The following is a 16063-nucleotide window of genomic DNA, read 5'->3' on the forward strand; positions in this document are numbered from 1 at the left end:
TGGCGGCCCGATCATTCGCGCGAACGTCTAGACGAGACTAACCCAGATCAGATCGTTGGATTCCACGCCGATGGGATCAGGCGATATTTTGCGCCGTCCTTCTCGACATGGCCGATCGAGGGGAAGGAGAAGTGGAAGCCGACCACGGTCGCCTTCTCGGCCGCCGCCATGTCGTAGAATTTGTGGCGGGTCGCCTGCGCCAGCGCGGCATCGGTGTCGAACATCACGTGCCAGTCCGGATTGCGCAGGAAGAATTCCGGAATGTTGGTGACATCGGACTGGATCAGCACCTTCGCATCGCCCGATGCGACCGCGAACGAGGTGTGGCCGGGCGTATGACCCGGCGTCGCGATGGAGGTGATGCCGGGCGCGACCTCCTTGCCCCACTCGTACTTGGTGACCTTGGACTCGAGGCCGGCAAAGGTCTTCTTCACGTTCGCGAAATAATTCTTCATCATCGCGTTGGACTCGGCCTTGGCGGCGTTGTCCTCGCTGGTCCAGAACTCCCAGTCCTTGCCCGGCACCATGATCTCCGCGTTCGGGAAGGCGAGCGCGCCGTCGGCGAGGCGGATGCCGTTGGTGTGGTCGGGATGCAGATGCGAGAGCAGCACGACGTCGATGTTCTTGGGATCGACGCCAGCGGCCTGGAGATTTTGCAACGTGCGACCGACGGCGCCCTTGCTCGGCTCGAAATTCGCGATGCCGTTGCCGGTATCGATCAGCACCAGCTTGGAGCCGGTATTGATGAGCTGCGGGTTGAAGGGCACCGTGACCATGCCCTTCGGCATGTAGGCCGCCTCGCCTGCGGCCAGCGCCTCGTCCTTCGGCACGTTGACGACGAACTTGTCCGGCATCGGGAAGGTGCGCGCACCGTCATTGATCGAGGTGCACTCGAAGCTGCCGACCTTATAGCGATAGAAGCCCGGCGCCTGCGTTCCGGCCGGCGGCACTGAGGCATCGGCGGCGATCGGTCCAAGCCCGGTAACGGCAGCCGCACTGAGGGTGGCGGCGCCTGCAAGCAGGTGACGGCGATTGAGGTCGGTCATGCAGATCCCCTTCTGAGTGCCTTGCGGTTTTTCCGCTTTCAACGGCGGCGGGAATAATCCCCCGGTTCGCTCAGAAGGCAAGTCCTTCTTTCGGTGACGTGCCGTCGCACATCACGATAATTTATTCGGGTTGATGAGGAATTTTTCGCCTGTGGCGCGTTTGGCGTACACGGCGATGTTGGCGGGATCGAGCGCCTCGGCAAGCGAGACCACCTTGGTGTAATGGCTGGCGAAGGTGGTCTTCAATTCGTCGAGGACGCGCTGGCGCAGCTTGGCGCCGTCCGCCTGCCCGATCTTCATCAGGAACGGAAACAGCAGCCAGCCGCCGACGCCCCAGGCCATGCCGAAGCCGCGCGGCAGCTCGATCGGCCGCGTGTCGAGCGCGCCGTAGACGTACACCTGCTTGTGCACGTTGGAGCCGTAACGGCTGTACTCCTTCGCGGTCTTGTTGATTGCCGCTTCCATGCAGTTGAGGATGTCGCCGGCCAGCCTGCCCCCGCCGATAGCGTCGAAGGCGATGGTGGCGCCGGTCTCGACTAGCGCATCGGTGAGATCGCCGAGGAAGCTCGGCGCGGTGGAATCGACCACGTATTTGGCGCCGATCTTGTGCAGGATGTCGGCCTGCTCCCTGCTGCGCACGATGTTGACCAGCGGGATGCCGTCCTTGATGCAGATCTTGTTCAGCATCTGGCCGAGATTGGAGGCGGCCGCGGTGTGCACCAGGGCCTTGTGACCTTCGCGCCGCATCGTCTCGGTCATGCCGAGCGCGGTGAGCGGATTGACGAAGCAAGAGGCGCCCTCGGCCGGCGTCGTGCCCTCAGGCAGCGGCAGGCACTCCCTCACCTTCAGCGTGCGATATTGCGAATACATCGCACCGCCGATCATGGCGATAGTCTTGCCCATCAGCGCCTTGGCGGCATCCGACGAGCCGGTCCTGACGACGACGCCGGCGCCCTCGTTGCCGACCGGCATCGACTGGTCGAGCCGGCCTGCCATCGCCCGCATCGCGCCCTCCGGCACCTTCGCGGTGATGACGGGAGCGTCCTTGCTGCCCGAAGCTTTCGCCGTGCTGATGTCGGCCGCGCCGATCAGAAGCCCGAGGTCGGACGGATTGATCGGCGCCGCGTCGACGCGGACGACGACCTCGTCCGCGGCAGGCTCGGGGGTCGGCACGTCGACCAGCGAGATTTCCAGCTCGCCGCTCGCCTTGATCAGCGAACGCAATTGCAGTCCGGTGTTGCCGTCGCTCATGTCGATCCTCCCCTGTTCGTCGTTTCGCAGGTCGAAGCGCCGGCTTAAGCCAGCGCCTTCAGTGCCGCCCTGCCGCCGTAGAGCGCCTGCTTGCCGAGCTGCTGCTCGATGCGCAGGAGCTGGTTGTATTTGGCGGTGCGGTCGGACCGCGCAAGGGAGCCGGTCTTGATCTGACCGCAATTGGTGGCGACCGCGAGATCGGCGATGGTGGAATCCTCGGTCTCGCCCGAGCGGTGCGACATCACTGAGGTGTAGCCCGCCTTGTGCGCCATCTCGACCGCGGCAAGCGTCTCGGTGAGCGTGCCGATCTGGTTGACCTTGATCAGGATCGAATTGGCCCTGCCCGCCTTGATGCCTTCGGCGAGGCGCTTGACGTTGGTGACGAAGAGATCGTCGCCGACCAGCTGGCACTTCTTGCCGATGAGGTCGGTGAGCTCCTTCCAGCCGTCCATGTCGTCCTCCGACATGCCGTCCTCGATGGTCACGATCGGATAGCGCGCGACGAGGTCGGCAAGGTACTTCGCCTGCTCGGAGATCGAGCGCGTCTTGCCCTCGCCTTCATAGACGTATTTGCCGTCCTTGAAGAACTCGGTCGAGGCGCAATCGAGGCCGAGCACGATATCGGAGCCGGCCTTAAAGCCGGCCTTGCCGATCGCGTTCATGACGAAGTCGAGCGCGGCATCGGCCGACGGCAGGTTCGGCGCGAAGCCGCCCTCGTCGCCGACATTGGTGTTGTGGCCGGCCTTCTTCAGCTCCGACTTCAGCGTATGGAAGACTTCGGCGCCGTAGCGCAGGCCCTCGGCAAAGCTCGATGCGCCGACCGGCAGGATCATGAATTCCTGGAAGTCGATCGGGTTGTCGGCGTGCACGCCGCCATTGATGATGTTCATCATCGGCACCGGCAAGAGGCGCGCCGAGGTGCCGCCGACATAACGATAGAGCGGCATGTCCAGCGAGTTCGCGGCCGCCTTGGCGCAGGCCAGCGATACCCCGAGAATGGCGTTTGCGCCGAGGCGACTCTTGTTCGGCGTACCGTCGAGGTCGATCATGATCTGGTCGATCTGGGCCTGCTGCTCGACATCGAGGCCGCTGAGGGCCTCGAAGAGCTCGCCGTTGACGGCGCCGACCGCCTTGGAGACGCCCTTGCCAAGATAGCGGGCCTTGTCGCCGTCGCGCAGTTCCACCGCTTCATGGGCGCCGGTGGAGGCCCCCGACGGCACCGCGGCGCGGCCCAGTGCGCCGTCTTCGAGCACGACATCGACTTCGACCGTGGGATTGCCCCGGCTATCGAGAATTTCGCGGCCGATGATGTCGATGATGGCGGTCATGATGTGCACTTCCGTTCGTTAGGGCTGATCGGTGTCGCGGGTCTTACACGGAGCGCAAGCAAATGTGAACGCTTGGACGGCTGGCTTCGACTGACGCGTGAAGCCCCTCAGATTATGCTCCACGGCATCTGATCTGCGCGTCCAACCTCAATCTGAAACAGTCGGGGTAACGCCATGAATCGCCGCGAGTTTCTTGTCTCAAGCGCCGCCCTGCTCGCCATCCGCCCAGGTTTCGCGCAGGAAGGCCCGTTCCGGACAAAGTATTTCCCGATCAGTGCCGGCATCGGCCTGCACGATCTGACGCCCGCCCCTGACGGCACAGTGTGGTTCACCGCGCAGGGCAAGGGCATGCTCGGCAGGCTCGACCCCAAGGATGGCACCTTCAAGACGGTCAGCCTCGGCCAGGGTGCTGCCCCGCACGGGGTGACCATCGGCCCCGACGGCGCGCCATGGATCACCGAGGGCGGCCAGAACGCAATTGCGCGGGCCGACCCCGGCGATCTCAAGGTCACGCTGTTCCGCCTGCCGGAAAAGTTCGCCGCCGCCAATCTCAACACCGGCGTGTTCGACAAGGACGGCACGTATTGGTTCACCGGTCAGTCCGGCTATTACGGCCGGCTCGTGCCGAAGTCTGGCGACATGAATGTGTTCAAGGCGCCCAAGGGAATCGGCCCCTACGGCATCACGGTCACCCCGGACGGCGACATCTGGTACGCCTCGCTCGCTGGGAACTACATCGCGAAGATTGACCGCGCGAGCGGCAATGCGAGCGTGGTCGAGCCGCCGACGCCGAGCCAAGGCTCGCGGCGGGTGTGGTCCGATTCGAAGAGCCGGATCTGGGTCAGCGAGTGGAACAGCGGCCATGTCTCGGTGCACGATCCCGCGGACGGCTCTTGGAAGACCTGGAAGCTGCCGGGCGAGCGCCCCCGGCCCTACGCAGTCTATGTCGACGATAAGGATAAGGTCTGGCTGAGCGATTTCTCCGCCAACGCCATCGTCCGTTTCGATCCCACAACCGAGCGGTTCAACGTCTTCGCCAGCAATAAGGCCAATGCCAATGTGCGACAGCTCGACGGCAGGCCGGGCGAGCTCTGGGGCTGCGAATCCGGCAACGACCGGATCGTCATGATCCACACCATCGCCGCCGGTTGACGACAGCGACATTTGCGTCCATCCCGGCATCCGAAACAGGATGTGACGACGATGGCGAAGAAATCCCTGCAGCTTGGCCGCGCGGTCGAGTGGCCGCACACACCGGAAGAAGCGCAGCTCGATCGCGTGCCCAATCCGCAGAGGGGCACGGATTATCTGGTGCGCTTCACCGTGCCGGAATTCACCTCGCTGTGCCCGGTCACGGGCCAGCCGGATTTCGCGCATCTGATGATCGACTACGCGCCGGGCCCATGGCTGCTGGAGTCGAAGTCGCTCAAGCTCTACATTGCGAGCTTCCGCAATCACGGCGCTTTCCACGAGGACTGCACCGTGATGATCGGCAAGCGCATCGCGAGCGAGATCAAGCCGAAATGGCTGCGCATCGGCGGCTATTGGTATCCGCGCGGCGGCATTCCGATCGACGTGTTCTGGCAAACCGGCCGCGTGCCGAAAGGATTGTGGGTGCCGGAGCAAGGTGTCGCGCCTTATCGCGGGCGGGGATAGCGTCCTGTTGTCCAGCTTGGCGTGGCCTGAACGGTATTGTTCAGGCCCGCGCATCCGCCGGTGCACGCGGCTTGAGCAACCGGGCGCAGACGAAGCCCAGCACCACCATGATCCCGGCGCTCGCGACCAGCGTCGGCATTTTGCCAGCATGCTGGAGCCCGAAGCCATAGGCGAGCGGCCCCACGGTCTGTCCCATGAAAAAAAAGAACGAATGCAGCGACAGTGCGGTGGCGCGCGCCTCGACCGGGAGCTCGCTGGCGAAGACCTGCAGACAGCCATGGGCGATGTAGAAGCCCCATCCCATCACGACGAGATTCAGTGCTTGCACTTCCCAACGTGGGCCGAATGCGACGGCCATGAGCTGTGAGGCCACCAGCGTCATGCCCGCGATCATCATGCCCTTCATCCCTAGCCGCGGCAGCAGGCGCGACACCGTCAGCGTGTAGAACAAGCCGCCGACCGCAAAGCCCGCGATGACGATGCCGGCGATCGAGAGCGAGGTCTGCCCGAGCTCAAACAGGAACGAGGCGATGTAGGGAAACAGGCCGAGCACGCAGCAGCCTTCGATGAACACGGCCGAGTAGCAGACATAGGCGTTCGGATTGGTGAAGATGGTGCGATAGCCGGCCTTCAGTGCCGACAGGCTGGTCTTCGGCGGATGCTTGACCTTGGCGCCGTGAAAGCCGGCCGCGACCGCGATCGAGGCGGCGATCACCAGCACGCCGAGCACCGCGAGCACGCCGCGCCAACCGAGGAAATCGCCGATCAGCCCGGAGGCCGAGGCGCCAAGCAGATTGCCGGTCATCGCGCCTGCAAGCGTGCGGCTGATCGCGACTTGGCGTCTCTCCGGCCCAACGAGATCGCTGGTCAGGCTCAGCGCCACCGGAAACACGCCGCCCGAGCCGATACCGGCGAGGATGCGGGTCGCAAACAGAACCGAGAACGAGGTCGAGAGCGCGCCCAGGATGTTGGCAAGGCCGAGCAGCGCGAGGCAGCCGATCATCAGCCGCGTCTTGCCGAATAGATCGGCGGCGGCGCCGATGATGGGCTGGATGATCGAGAAGGTGAAGGCGAACACCGCAGCAAAGCCGGCGGCGGTCGCGATGCTGACGCCAAAATCTTCGGCGACGTGCGGCAGCACCGGATCGAGCGCGCGTGCCGAAAGCGCTGCGGCGAAGCTTGCGCCCGATATGACGTAGAGTGCTGTCGGCAAGCCGTGATCCTGCGGCCGCGCCTCGCCTCGCTGCATTAGCCCGGGTTCTTTGCGAGTGCGTCGAACGCGATCAGCTTGGCGATCAGCCCCTCGAACTCGCGCAGCGGCACCATGTTGGGACCATCGGAGGGCGCGCTGTCGGGGTCGGGATGGGTCTCGATGAAGACGCCGGCAACGCCAACGGCAACAGCCGCGCGTGCCAGCACCGGCACGAACTCGCGCTCGCCGCCCGAGGAAGTCCCCTTCCCGCCCGGCTGCTGCACCGAATGGGTGGCGTCGAAGATCACAGGCGCGCCGGTGGTGCGTGCCAGGATCGGCAATGCGCGCATGTCGGAAACCAGCGTGTTGTAGCCGAACGAGGCGCCGCGTTCGGTAACGAGCACATTGGGATTGTTCGCACCCGTGATCTTGGTCACGACATTCGCCATGTCCCAAGGCGCCAGGAACTGGCCCTTCTTGACGTTCACGACCTTCCCGGTCGCAGCCGCTGCAAGAAGCAGATCGGTCTGCCGGCACAGGAAGGCGGGTATCTGGAGGATGTCCACGGCCTGCGCCACCTCGGCGCATTGCGTGGCTTCGTGCACATCGGTCAGCACCGGCAAGCCGAGCGAGGAGCGGATCTCCGCGAAGATCGGCAGCGATTGCGCGAGGCCCAGCCCGCGCGCAGCGGACGCGCTGGTGCGGTTGGCCTTGTCGAACGAGGTCTTGTAGACGAGGCCGATGTTCAGCCGCGCGGCGATCTCCTTCAGCGCGGAGGCGACCTCCAGCGCATGCTGGCGGCTCTCGAGCTGGCACGGCCCGGCAATGACCGAGATCGGCAGGTCATTGCCGAATTTGACCGTGCCAATGGTGACGACCGGCGCCGCTGAATTCGAAGAGCTCAAGGCAAATCCCTCGTTTCGGCGCGACCATAGCGGCGATGAGGGTCGGATCAACCCTCTTCGGCCGGGACCGTTCGAATATCAGGGTTGCACCAAGGTTCCCCGCCGCGCCAGGCTCACTACTTCACCGCCGAGAAAGCGGTCGGCGTCAGTATCTGGCTGACGATGTTGGCGACGATCTGGCCATCGGCTTCCGACTTGACCCGCGCCTCGAGCCAATCCGGATCGATCATGAACGCGCCCCACTTCTTCTCGCGCTCGGCAAGGGTCTCCCAGGCCAGAAAATAGGTCAGCTCCTGGTTGGACTCACCGATCAGCGTCGTGAAGAAGCCGGCCTGCTTGATGCCGTGCTTCTCCCAGAGCTTCAGCGTGACCGTCTCGAACCGCTTCAAGAGCGCCGGCAAACGGCCAGGCACGCAGCGATACTGGCGCATTTCGTAGATCATTCATGTTCCTCCCTGATCAAGTGCAGCGGTTATAACGATTGGCCGTGATGCTGTCTTGAGCCTCACCCGGCCGCCCCTGCGGCGTTCCGCGCATGGCTGGTGCCCCCTTCACTGTCACCGCGTCGCAGCCGGTTCCCGCAATGCTGCCGCAATGATACGGCGGCTAGAACGGCTCTGAAGGCTGAGGTGCGAGATCATGCGAATTTTGCTCGTCGAGGATGAGGCGGAGATGGCGGGCGCGCTGGCATCGGCCTTGAAGCGCTACGACATGGTGGTGGACCACGTGCCGACGCTCTGCGAAGCGGAGGAAGCGCTTTCCGCCGAGGTCCACGCCGCAGTCCTGCTCGACCGCCAGCTACCGGACGGTGACGGTCTTGCCCTGATCCCGAAGCTGAGGGCGCGCGCCGACAGCGTGCCCATCATCGTCCTGACGGCCCGCGGCGAGCTCGCCGACCGTGTCGCCGGGCTCGACAGCGGCGCGGACGACTATCTGGCAAAGCCCTTCGCGGTCGAGGAATTGCTCGCGCGTCTGCGCGCGGTGCTGCGGCGGCCCGCCGGTCTCACGCCGGATGTCATCCGCGCCGGCCGCCTCGCCTTCGATGTCGGCCATCGCGAGGCGAGCATCGACGGCCACCCGTTCGAGCTACCGCGCCGCGAGCTGCTGGTGCTCGAAGCGCTGATCCGCCGCATGGGCCGGACCGTCCTGCGCTCGGCACTGGAAGAGGCCGTCTACAATTTCGACGACGAAATCCAGTCGAACGCGCTGGATACCCACATATCGCGGCTGCGCCGCAAGCTTGCCGAAGCGGATGCGGATGTCGAGATTCACGGCATTCGCGGCGTCGGCTATCTCCTGAAGAAGCTGCCGTGAGCAGGCACGCCGATCCCTATTGCCTGCGCTCGCGGCTGAGCTGGCGCCTGCTGTCCCTCCAGGCCGCGCTGCTCGTCGCACTGGTGGCCGTCATCATCACGGGGCTATGCGCCTCCGGCTTCGTGCTCGCCGCGCGCGACGAGGACCGTGTCATCGACGCCGTGCAGCATGCGCTGACCCGCGACGCACAGGGCGGCCTGATGCTGCGCGCGACGCCGGAGCTGAAACAGCTGCGCGCGGAGACGCCCGACCTGTGGTTCCTGGTCCGTGACAGAGAGGGCCATTCGCTCAGCGAAGGCGCTGTGCCGGCCGAATTCGCCACGATCGGCGGGGCGCTCGACCACATCAGCCAGGCGCGGCTCGGCTGGCAGCTTTTCGAGGACGATCCACGCAAAGCCCCCGCGCGGTTGAAGCGCGTCGATGCCGACGCCGGCAACGTGCAGGTCATCACGGCGACGCAGGGCACGCTAACCGGCGCCAAGGCGGTGCTCATGACCTCGCTGATGTTTCTCGGCATCGCCCTGCCCGGCCTGCTCCTGATGGGAACGGCGACGTTGATCGCTACTCCGATGATCGTGCGGCGCGCCTTCAGGGGGCTGGACACGACCGCCGATCAGGCGCGCCGCATCGACATTCATCAGCGCGGCGCGCGACTGTCGGTGGACCAGATTCCGCTCGAGGTCGTGCCGCTCGTGACCGCAGTCAATGACGCGCTGGCGCGGCTCGATGAAGGCTATGCCCGGCACAAGCGCTTCGTCGCCGATGCCGCGCACGAACTGCGCACGCCGATCGCGATCCTGAACACGCGCCTGGAGTCGCTTCCGCCGGGACCTGACAAGACCCGCCTGATCGAGGATGCCGCGCGGCTCGCCACGCTCGCCGAGCAATTGCTCGATATCCAGCGGCTCGACCGCTGCGGGCACCCTTTCGCACGGGTCAACCTCGTCGCAATCGCCCAGGGCGTCGCCGCCGAGCTTGCTCCGCTTGCCATCGCCGCGGGCTATGAGCTGGCGCTCGACGCACCGGAAACAGCGATCGAGACACTCGGCGACACGGTCGCGCTCGAACGCGCCCTGACCAACCTGGTGCAGAATGCCATCCAGCACGGCCCGCGCCGCGGCACGATCGGCATCCGCGTCAGCAAGCCCGCTTGCATCGAAGTCACCGACGAGGGCGCGGGCATTCCGCCCGAGCAACGCGAGATGATCTTCGAGCCGTTCTATCGGCTCACGCCGCTCGATCGCGGCGCCGGCCTCGGCCTCAACATGGTTCGCGAGATCGTGCTGCTGCATGGCGGCGACGTCTCGGTGCTGGACGGAGCGAACGGCGGCGCATGCTTCCGGATCACATTGCCGCCGATCCGCGCCAAGTGATCTTGGTCGGCATCACCTACGCAATGCTGTCGCAATGCACTCCCGTGAGATTGTGAGCCGCCTCTGATTTGCGAGGCGCGAAGCAAAATGCCGGAGTGCGCATGCCCAACGATTTTCTCTCGTTCTTCCTCGCCTGGATGTCGGCACCGCGTCAGGTCGGTGCGATCGCGCCGTCGAGCGCGGCACTGGCGGATCTCATCACGCGCGAGATCGACGCATCGACCGGCCCCATCCTCGAGCTCGGTCCCGGCACCGGCGCATTCACCTACAAGCTGTTGAAGCGCGGCGTGCGCCAGGAAGACCTCACGCTGGTCGAATACGGCTCCGATTTCATGAAGCTGCTGCAGGTGCGCTTTCCCGGGGCTCGCATATTGTGGATCGATGCGGCGCGGCTCACCACGCATCGCCTTTATGAGGGCGCGCCGGTCGGCGCCGTGGTGAGCGGATTGCCGATGCTCAACATGTCAATGCGCAAAGTCGTCTCGATTGTCAGCGGCGCATTCAGCTACATCCGCCCCGGCGGCGCCTTCTATCAGTTCACTTACGGCATGAGCTGCCCGGTGCCGCGCCCGGTGCTCGACCGGCTGGGCCTGCGCGCCAAGCTGGTGGATCGGGCAATGCTGAACGTGCCACCCGCGGCCGTCTACAGGCTGACGCGGCGGCCGCAGATGAAACTTGTCACGGCACTGCTTTCGCCCGAGCTTGCGGCGCCGATGTTGCCGGGACGGATTGATCTGGCTGGCAATCGACGATCGATGCCGCTCTCCGTAAGATCGTCAAGAAAGCGAGCTGAGGCGTCTAGACCAGCCGCGATTGCACCATCGCCGCCTGAATGAACGAGGCGAACAGCGGGTGCGGCTCGAAGGGGCGCGACTTCAGCTCGGGGTGGAACTGGACGCCGATGAACCAGGGGTGATCCTCGTACTCGACGATCTCCGGCAGCACGCCGTCGGGCGACAGGCCGGAGAATTTTAGGCCGTGCTGCTCGAGGCGATCCTTGTAGGCAGTGTTGACCTCGTAACGGTGGCGGTGACGCTCGGAGATTTCGGTGGCGCCGCCATAGACCTCTGAGACGCGGCTGCCGCGATTGAGCGTTGCAGGATAGGCCCCTAGCCGCATCGTGCCGCCGAGGTCGCCGGCCTGCGAGCGCTTCTCGAGCTCGTTGCCGCGCAGCCATTCCGTCATCAGGCCGACCAGCGGCTCCTTGGTCGGGCCGAACTCGGTGGAGTTGGCATCCTCAATGCCGACGAGATTTCGCGCGGCCTCGATCACCGCCATCTGCATGCCGAAGCAGATGCCGAAATACGGCACGTCGCGCTCGCGTGCGAATTGCGCCGCCTTGATCTTTCCTTCCGCGCCGCGCTGGCCGAAGCCGCCGGGCACCAGGATGCCGTTGACGTGCTCGAGAAACGGCGCGGGATCTTCCTTCTCGAATATCTCACTCTCGATCCAGTCGAGATTGACCTTCACCTTGTTGGCGATGCCGCCATGCGACAGCGCCTCGATCAGCGACTTGTACGCATCCTTCATGCCGGTGTACTTGCCGACGATGGCGATGGTCACGTTGCCCTCGGGATTGCGCACGCGTTCGTTGATTTCTTGCCAGCTGCGCAGCTCGGGCGGAGTCCGCGAGGCGATGCCGAAGGCGGCGAGCACTTCATCATCGAGGCCCGCATTGTGATAGGCCTCGGGCACGGCGTAGATGTTGTCGACGTCGCGCGCCTCGATCACGGCGCTTTCGCGCACGTTGCAGAACAGCCCGAGCTTGCGCCGCTCCTCCTTCGGGATCTCGCGGTCGGTGCGGCAGAGCAGGATGTCCGGCTGGATGCCGATCGAGCGCAGCTCCTTCACGGAGTGCTGCGTCGGCTTGGTCTTGAGCTCGCCGGCGCTGGGGATGTAGGGCAGCAACGTGAGATGGATGTAGACGGCATGATCGCGCGGCAGCTCGTTCTTGAGCTGGCGGATCGCCTCGAAGAACGGCAGGCCCTCGATGTCGCCGACAGTGCCACCGATCTCGACCAGCACGAAATCGTAATGGTCATTGCCGTCGAGGACGAATTCCTTGATGGCGTTGGTGACGTGCGGAACCACTTGGATGGTCGCGCCGAGATAATCGCCGCGGCGCTCCTTGGAAATGATGTCCTGGTAGATGCGCCCCGTTGTGATGTTGTCGGCCTTGGTCGCAGGCCTGCCGGTGAAGCGCTCATAGTGACCGAGATCGAGATCGGTCTCTGCGCCATCATCGGTGACGAACACTTCGCCGTGCTGATACGGCGACATCGTTCCGGGATCGAGGTTGAGATAGGGGTCGAGCTTGCGGAGGCGGACCTTGTAGCCCCGGGCTTGCAACAGCGCACCGAGTGCCGCTGAAGCCAGACCCTTGCCGAGCGAAGAAACCACGCCGCCGGTGATGAATATATACCGCGCCATGGGACTTAACCTCTAATCCCTCGAATTCGATTCGCCAAAGCGATTCGCATTCCGCCCCAAAGATTCTGCGGGCCTGTGGGTGATCCAGAACTGAGAGTGGTGACAGTGCCTTGATGGGGATTTTTGATGCAGGACGGTAGCAGCCGACCTGCATGGCCCCCCTGCTTTATTGCGAGCGCGGCACCTGCGGGCCGGCAGGCGCCTGATTCTGCTGCTCGTCGGCCTTCTTCAGCGAATCCAGGATACCGCCCGAGGTCGGCGGCGCGATCGGGGATCCGCCGGCCGGCTGAGTCTGCCCAGGTTGGCCGATGATCGACGACGGCTTGCGGTCATAACCGGCGTACCAGGACAGGAACAGGCTGGTCAGGAAGAAGCCCGCGGCCAGGATCGCTGTCGTGCGCGACAAGAGGTTTGCGGTGCCGCGGCTCGACATGAAGCCCGCGCCTCCGCCCATGCCGAGGCCGCCGCCTTCCGACTTCTGGAGCAGGACGGCGCCGATCATGACGGCGACGATCATGAGGTGGATGACGATGACAACGGTCTGCATAGTATCCTTCCGTCATAAGCGGGCGGCGCCTGACGGCGGCCGATCGCGCTTCGCGGGTTTTCCTGAAGTTGCGCGGTGTTACACGATCGGAGGGGGTATTGCCACCCCCGATCGGATCCGGACCCATGGTTTGGATGAGCTAGGGACAGCCCTTCGCGATCGCAAGGAAATCAGCTGCTTTCAGGCTGGCCCCGCCGACCAGCGCGCCGTTGACGTTCTTCACGGCCATCAGTTCGGCCGCGTTCGAGGGCTTGACCGAGCCGCCGTAGAGGATCCGCATCCTGGCACCATCGGCTCTGAACCGGGACGTCAGGAGTTCCCGAATAAAGCCATGAATCTGCTCGACATCCTGGGATGTGGGGGTGAGGCCGGTGCCGATCGCCCAGACCGGCTCATAGGCGACGATCAGATTGGCCGCGCTGGAGCCGTCCGGCAGCGAGCCGTCGAGCTGGCCGCGCAGGACGTCCAGGGTCTGGCCGTCATCGCGCTGGCCCTGCGTCTCGCCGATGCAGACGATCGCGGTCGCCCCGGCGCGCCAGGCTGCCTCGGCCTTCTGCCGGACCAGGGCATCGCCCTCGCCGTGGTCGGCGCGGCGCTCGGAATGACCTACGATGATGGCGGCAGCACCCGCATCCACCAGCATTTCGGCGGCGACATCGCCGGTATGGGCCCCCGAGGCCTTGGGATGGCAGTCCTGGGCTCCTACTGTCACCTTCTTGCCCCGCGCCCTGTCGGCGAAGGCGGCGATCAGGGTTGCCGGTGGGCAGACCAGCAGGTCGGCCCTTCCAGTCACATCTGCCGCGCCGTTGAGCATGGCGTCGAATTCCGCAACCTGGGCCTTCAGGCCGTTCATCTTCCAGTTGCCGGCGATCAGCGGTCGGATGGCGTCGGTCATGTCAATGTCCAGCAAAATGAGGTTTGTGCATGCGCTAGCAGAGCTGTCGCGCCAGTTCCAGACCTCGGGGCTTTTAACCGCAGCTTCGAGCAGCCGCTTGAGGCGAGGTTGCGGGGGGAAAGCCGCCACTTTATGATGATCTATCAATTTGGTGACGCGCTTTTGCGGAATCTGCATTAAGACGCGCTCCCGTTCCCCTCCTGCCAAACAAGTTGGACCAAATGCTTCGAGGAATGCGCAAGGCCTCATCAAACTGGCTCGGCAAGACCATTATGGCCGTGGTGATGGGCGTGTTGATTGTCAGTTTCGGCATTTGGGGCATCGCCGACATCTTCCGCGGCTTCGGGCAGTCCACGGTGGCCAAGATCGGCCGCACCGAGATTTCGCTCAACGAGTTCCGCCAGATCTACACGGACCGCCTGCAACAGATCAGCCGCCAGTTCGGCCGTCCGCTGACGCCCGATCAGGCGCGCGCCTTCGGCCTCGATCGTCAGGTGCTGCAGCAGACCATTGCGGAGGCCGCCCTGGACGAGGAGGCGCGTCGGCTCGGGCTCGGCCAGTCCGACGAGCAGATCCGCCAGGTCATCATGAACGACCCGAACTTCAAGGGCGTCGGCGGCAACTTCGATGCGAACCGCTTCCAGGCCGTGATCCGCAATTTCGGCTACACCGAGCAGCGCTACGTCGCCGAGCAGCGCAAGGTGTCGCTGCGCCGGCAGATCACCGGCACGATCGGCGCCGGCCTCGAGCCGCCGAAAACGATGCTCGACGTACTGACGCGCTTCCAGAACGAGCAGCGCGCCATCGAGTTCGTCAGGCTCGACGCCGCGCAGGCAGGCACCATCGATGCGCCCTCGCCCGAGACGCTCCCCGCCTATTTCGAGGATCACAAGGTCCAGTTCCGCGCGCCCGAATATCGCAAGGTCGCCTTCGTCGTGGTCTCGCCGGAGGAGATCGGCAAGTGGACCGAGGTCTCGGACGAGGACGCCAGGAAAGTGTTCGACCAGCGCAAGGACCGGCTCGGCACGCCGGAGAAGCGCCAGATCCAGCAGATCGTGTTTGCGAACATGGCCGACGCGCAGACCGCACGCGAGCGCCTCGTCGGCGGGACGTCGTTCGAGGACCTCGGCAAGGAGCGCGGGCTGAGCGCCTCCGACGTCGACCTCGGGCTCGTGACCAAGTCTTCGCTCGATCCCGCCGTTGGCGAAGCCGCCTTCGCGCTTCCTGCCAGCGAGATCAGCCAGCCGATCCAGGGGGGGCTTGGCGTCGCGATCGTCAAGGTCGAGAAAATCGAACCGGGCAAGGAGGCGGACTACGCGAGCGTTGCCAGCGATATCAAGCGCGAGATCGCGACCGAGCGCGCGCGCGTCAAGGTCGCGGATCTCCGCGACAAGATGGAGGACGAGCGTGGGGGCGGCTCCAGCGTGATCGACGCGGCACAGAAGCTCGGGCTCACGGCCGTGACCATCGACGCCGTCGACCGTTCCGGCCGCGCCCCGAACGGCCAGCCGGTCGCCAACATTCCGCAGGGTCTCGACGTGGTGTCGCAGGCCTTTAACACCGACGTCGGCGTCGACAACGACCCGATCTCGTTCAAAGGCGGCTATGTCTGGTACGACGTCCTCGCCATCACGCCCTCGCGCGACCGCAATCTCGACGAGGTCCGCGACCAGGTCGAGGCGCGCTGGCGCCAGGACCAGGTCGCGGCCAAGCTGAAGGCCAAGGCGACCGAGATGGTGCAGAAGCTCGAATCCGGCGGCAAGCTCGCCGATGAGGCCGCTGCGATCGGCGCCAAAGTCGAGACCGCAACCGGCTTCAAGCGCGACGATTCGCCTGCCGGCGTGCCCGCAACTGTGGTGTCGGCGGCCTTCCGTACCGCCAAGGACGGCGTCGGGCAGACGCCCGTGAGCGGCGGCAGCGAAGTGATCATCTTCCGCGTCACCGACATCGTCGAACCCGCGGTCGACGCAGCCTCCGAGGCGGTGAAGAAGCTGAAGGACAGCCTCGACCGTGCGCAGACCGAGGAGCAGGTCGCTTCCTACGTCAACAAGCTTGAAACCGACATCGGGACCACCATTAATCAGGCCGCCTTCGCGCAGGTGACCGGCGCGAACCAGTGAGTTGAA

15 protein-coding genes are annotated in these 16063 nt (G+C 64.9%); 6 read left to right on the plus strand and 9 right to left on the minus strand.

What is annotated here, in order from left to right; genetic code table 11:
- Nucleotides 1-47: 47 nt before the first annotated feature.
- The 3 genes from IVA78_RS06320 to eno form a co-directional block, all read right to left on the minus strand.
- On the minus strand, nucleotides 48-1046 hold the full coding sequence (locus IVA78_RS06320; RefSeq protein ID WP_247275981.1) for an MBL fold metallo-hydrolase: 999 nt from the start codon (nucleotides 1044-1046) through the stop codon (nucleotides 48-50).
- A 111-nt stretch (nucleotides 1047-1157) separates the two neighbouring features.
- Nucleotides 1158-2297: a zinc-binding dehydrogenase gene (locus IVA78_RS06325; protein ID WP_247275980.1), complete on the minus strand. Its 1140-nt coding sequence runs from the start codon at nucleotides 2295-2297 to the stop codon at nucleotides 1158-1160.
- 44 nt (nucleotides 2298-2341) lie between these two features.
- Nucleotides 2342-3625: a phosphopyruvate hydratase gene (gene eno / locus IVA78_RS06330; RefSeq protein ID WP_247275979.1), complete on the minus strand. Its 1284-nt coding sequence runs from the start codon at nucleotides 3623-3625 to the stop codon at nucleotides 2342-2344.
- 174 nt (nucleotides 3626-3799) lie between these two features.
- On the opposite strand from eno, the gene IVA78_RS06335 reads away from it, so the two are divergent.
- Both IVA78_RS06335 and queF read left to right on the plus strand, forming a co-directional pair.
- Entirely contained in the window at nucleotides 3800-4777 is a 978-nt protein-coding gene (locus IVA78_RS06335) for a lyase (RefSeq protein ID WP_247464832.1), read from the plus strand.
- A 51-nt stretch (nucleotides 4778-4828) separates the two neighbouring features.
- Nucleotides 4829-5281, plus strand: a complete 453-nt coding sequence (gene queF, locus IVA78_RS06340; protein ID WP_247275977.1) for a preQ(1) synthase — start codon at nucleotides 4829-4831, stop codon at nucleotides 5279-5281.
- A 40-nt stretch (nucleotides 5282-5321) separates the two neighbouring features.
- Here queF and IVA78_RS06345 read toward each other — a convergent pair whose 3' ends face one another.
- The 3 genes from IVA78_RS06345 to IVA78_RS06355 all read right to left on the minus strand — a co-directional run bounded on the left by IVA78_RS06345 (nucleotide 5322) and on the right by IVA78_RS06355 (nucleotide 7821).
- Nucleotides 5322-6530, minus strand: coding sequence for an MFS transporter (locus IVA78_RS06345; protein WP_247448803.1), 1209 nt, complete (start codon nucleotides 6528-6530; stop codon nucleotides 5322-5324).
- A complete protein-coding gene (kdsA, locus tag IVA78_RS06350; protein WP_247275975.1) occupies nucleotides 6530-7378 on the minus strand; it encodes a 3-deoxy-8-phosphooctulonate synthase in 849 nt (282 codons plus the stop codon). Before kdsA ends, IVA78_RS06345 begins: the two co-directional genes overlap by 1 nt.
- Nucleotides 7379-7494: 116 nt before the next feature.
- The gene (locus IVA78_RS06355; RefSeq protein WP_247275974.1) at nucleotides 7495-7821 is read right to left on the minus strand and encodes an NIPSNAP family protein; all 327 of its coding nucleotides are present in this window, start codon (nucleotides 7819-7821) and stop codon (nucleotides 7495-7497) included.
- A gap of 196 nt (nucleotides 7822-8017) precedes the next feature.
- Here IVA78_RS06355 and IVA78_RS06360 point away from each other — a divergent pair, with 196 nt between their 5' ends.
- The 3 genes from IVA78_RS06360 to IVA78_RS06370 all read left to right on the plus strand — a co-directional run bounded on the left by IVA78_RS06360 (nucleotide 8018) and on the right by IVA78_RS06370 (nucleotide 10901).
- A complete protein-coding gene (locus IVA78_RS06360) occupies nucleotides 8018-8692 on the plus strand; it encodes a response regulator transcription factor (RefSeq protein ID WP_247275973.1) in 675 nt (224 codons plus the stop codon).
- On the plus strand, nucleotides 8689-10065 hold the full coding sequence (locus tag IVA78_RS06365) for a HAMP domain-containing sensor histidine kinase (RefSeq protein ID WP_247275972.1): 1377 nt from the start codon (nucleotides 8689-8691) through the stop codon (nucleotides 10063-10065). Before IVA78_RS06360 ends, IVA78_RS06365 begins: the two co-directional genes overlap by 4 nt.
- Before the next feature lie 101 nt (nucleotides 10066-10166).
- Nucleotides 10167-10901: an rRNA adenine N-6-methyltransferase family protein gene (locus tag IVA78_RS06370; protein ID WP_247275971.1), complete on the plus strand. Its 735-nt coding sequence runs from the start codon at nucleotides 10167-10169 to the stop codon at nucleotides 10899-10901.
- Here the strand turns inward: IVA78_RS06370 and IVA78_RS06375 are convergent.
- The 3 genes from IVA78_RS06375 to tpiA all read right to left on the minus strand — a co-directional run bounded on the left by IVA78_RS06375 (nucleotide 10864) and on the right by tpiA (nucleotide 13937).
- Entirely contained in the window at nucleotides 10864-12495 is a 1632-nt protein-coding gene (locus tag IVA78_RS06375; RefSeq protein WP_247275970.1) for a CTP synthase, read from the minus strand. The genes IVA78_RS06370 and IVA78_RS06375 overlap by 38 nt on opposite strands.
- A 166-nt stretch (nucleotides 12496-12661) precedes the next feature.
- Nucleotides 12662-13042 carry a preprotein translocase subunit SecG gene (gene secG / locus IVA78_RS06380; RefSeq protein WP_247275969.1) on the minus strand — a complete coding sequence of 127 codons (381 nt, stop codon included), beginning with the start codon at nucleotides 13040-13042 and terminating at the stop codon, nucleotides 12662-12664.
- A gap of 139 nt (nucleotides 13043-13181) precedes the next feature.
- A complete protein-coding gene (gene tpiA / locus IVA78_RS06385; protein WP_247276044.1) occupies nucleotides 13182-13937 on the minus strand; it encodes a triose-phosphate isomerase in 756 nt (251 codons plus the stop codon).
- A gap of 221 nt (nucleotides 13938-14158) precedes the next feature.
- On the opposite strand from tpiA, the gene IVA78_RS06390 reads away from it, so the two are divergent.
- Entirely contained in the window at nucleotides 14159-16057 is a 1899-nt protein-coding gene (locus tag IVA78_RS06390) for a SurA N-terminal domain-containing protein (RefSeq protein WP_247464836.1), read from the plus strand.
- The last annotated feature ends 6 nt before the right edge of the window (nucleotides 16058-16063 follow it).

The organism is Bradyrhizobium sp. 137 (genome assembly GCF_023074095.1).
In the GTDB taxonomy this organism is placed as follows: Bacteria; Pseudomonadota; Alphaproteobacteria; order Rhizobiales; family Xanthobacteraceae; genus Bradyrhizobium.

Bases quoted from the DNA above. Each gene is read 5' to 3' on its own strand.
- IVA78_RS06320 (WP_247275981.1), bottom strand. From the start codon at position 1,046: ATGACCGACCTCAATCGCCGTCACCTGCTTGCAGGCGCCGCCACCCTC.
- IVA78_RS06325 (WP_247275980.1), bottom strand. From the start codon at position 2,297: ATGAGCGACGGCAACACCGGACTGCAATTGCGTTCGCTGATCAAGGCG.
- eno (WP_247275979.1), bottom strand. From the start codon at position 3,625: ATGACCGCCATCATCGACATCATCGGCCGCGAAATTCTCGATAGCCGG.
- IVA78_RS06335 (WP_247464832.1), top strand. From the start codon at position 3,800: ATGAATCGCCGCGAGTTTCTTGTCTCAAGCGCCGCCCTGCTCGCCATC.
- queF (WP_247275977.1), top strand. From the start codon at position 4,829: ATGGCGAAGAAATCCCTGCAGCTTGGCCGCGCGGTCGAGTGGCCGCAC.
- IVA78_RS06345 (WP_247448803.1), bottom strand. From the start codon at position 6,530: ATGCAGCGAGGCGAGGCGCGGCCGCAGGATCACGGCTTGCCGACAGCA.
- IVA78_RS06355 (WP_247275974.1), bottom strand. From the start codon at position 7,821: ATGATCTACGAAATGCGCCAGTATCGCTGCGTGCCTGGCCGTTTGCCG.
- IVA78_RS06360 (WP_247275973.1), top strand. From the start codon at position 8,018: ATGCGAATTTTGCTCGTCGAGGATGAGGCGGAGATGGCGGGCGCGCTG.
- IVA78_RS06370 (WP_247275971.1), top strand. From the start codon at position 10,167: ATGCCCAACGATTTTCTCTCGTTCTTCCTCGCCTGGATGTCGGCACCG.
- IVA78_RS06375 (WP_247275970.1), bottom strand. From the start codon at position 12,495: ATGGCGCGGTATATATTCATCACCGGCGGCGTGGTTTCTTCGCTCGGC.
- secG (WP_247275969.1), bottom strand. From the start codon at position 13,042: ATGCAGACCGTTGTCATCGTCATCCACCTCATGATCGTCGCCGTCATG.
- tpiA (WP_247276044.1), bottom strand. From the start codon at position 13,937: ATGACCGACGCCATCCGACCGCTGATCGCCGGCAACTGGAAGATGAAC.
- IVA78_RS06390 (WP_247464836.1), top strand. From the start codon at position 14,159: ATGCTTCGAGGAATGCGCAAGGCCTCATCAAACTGGCTCGGCAAGACC.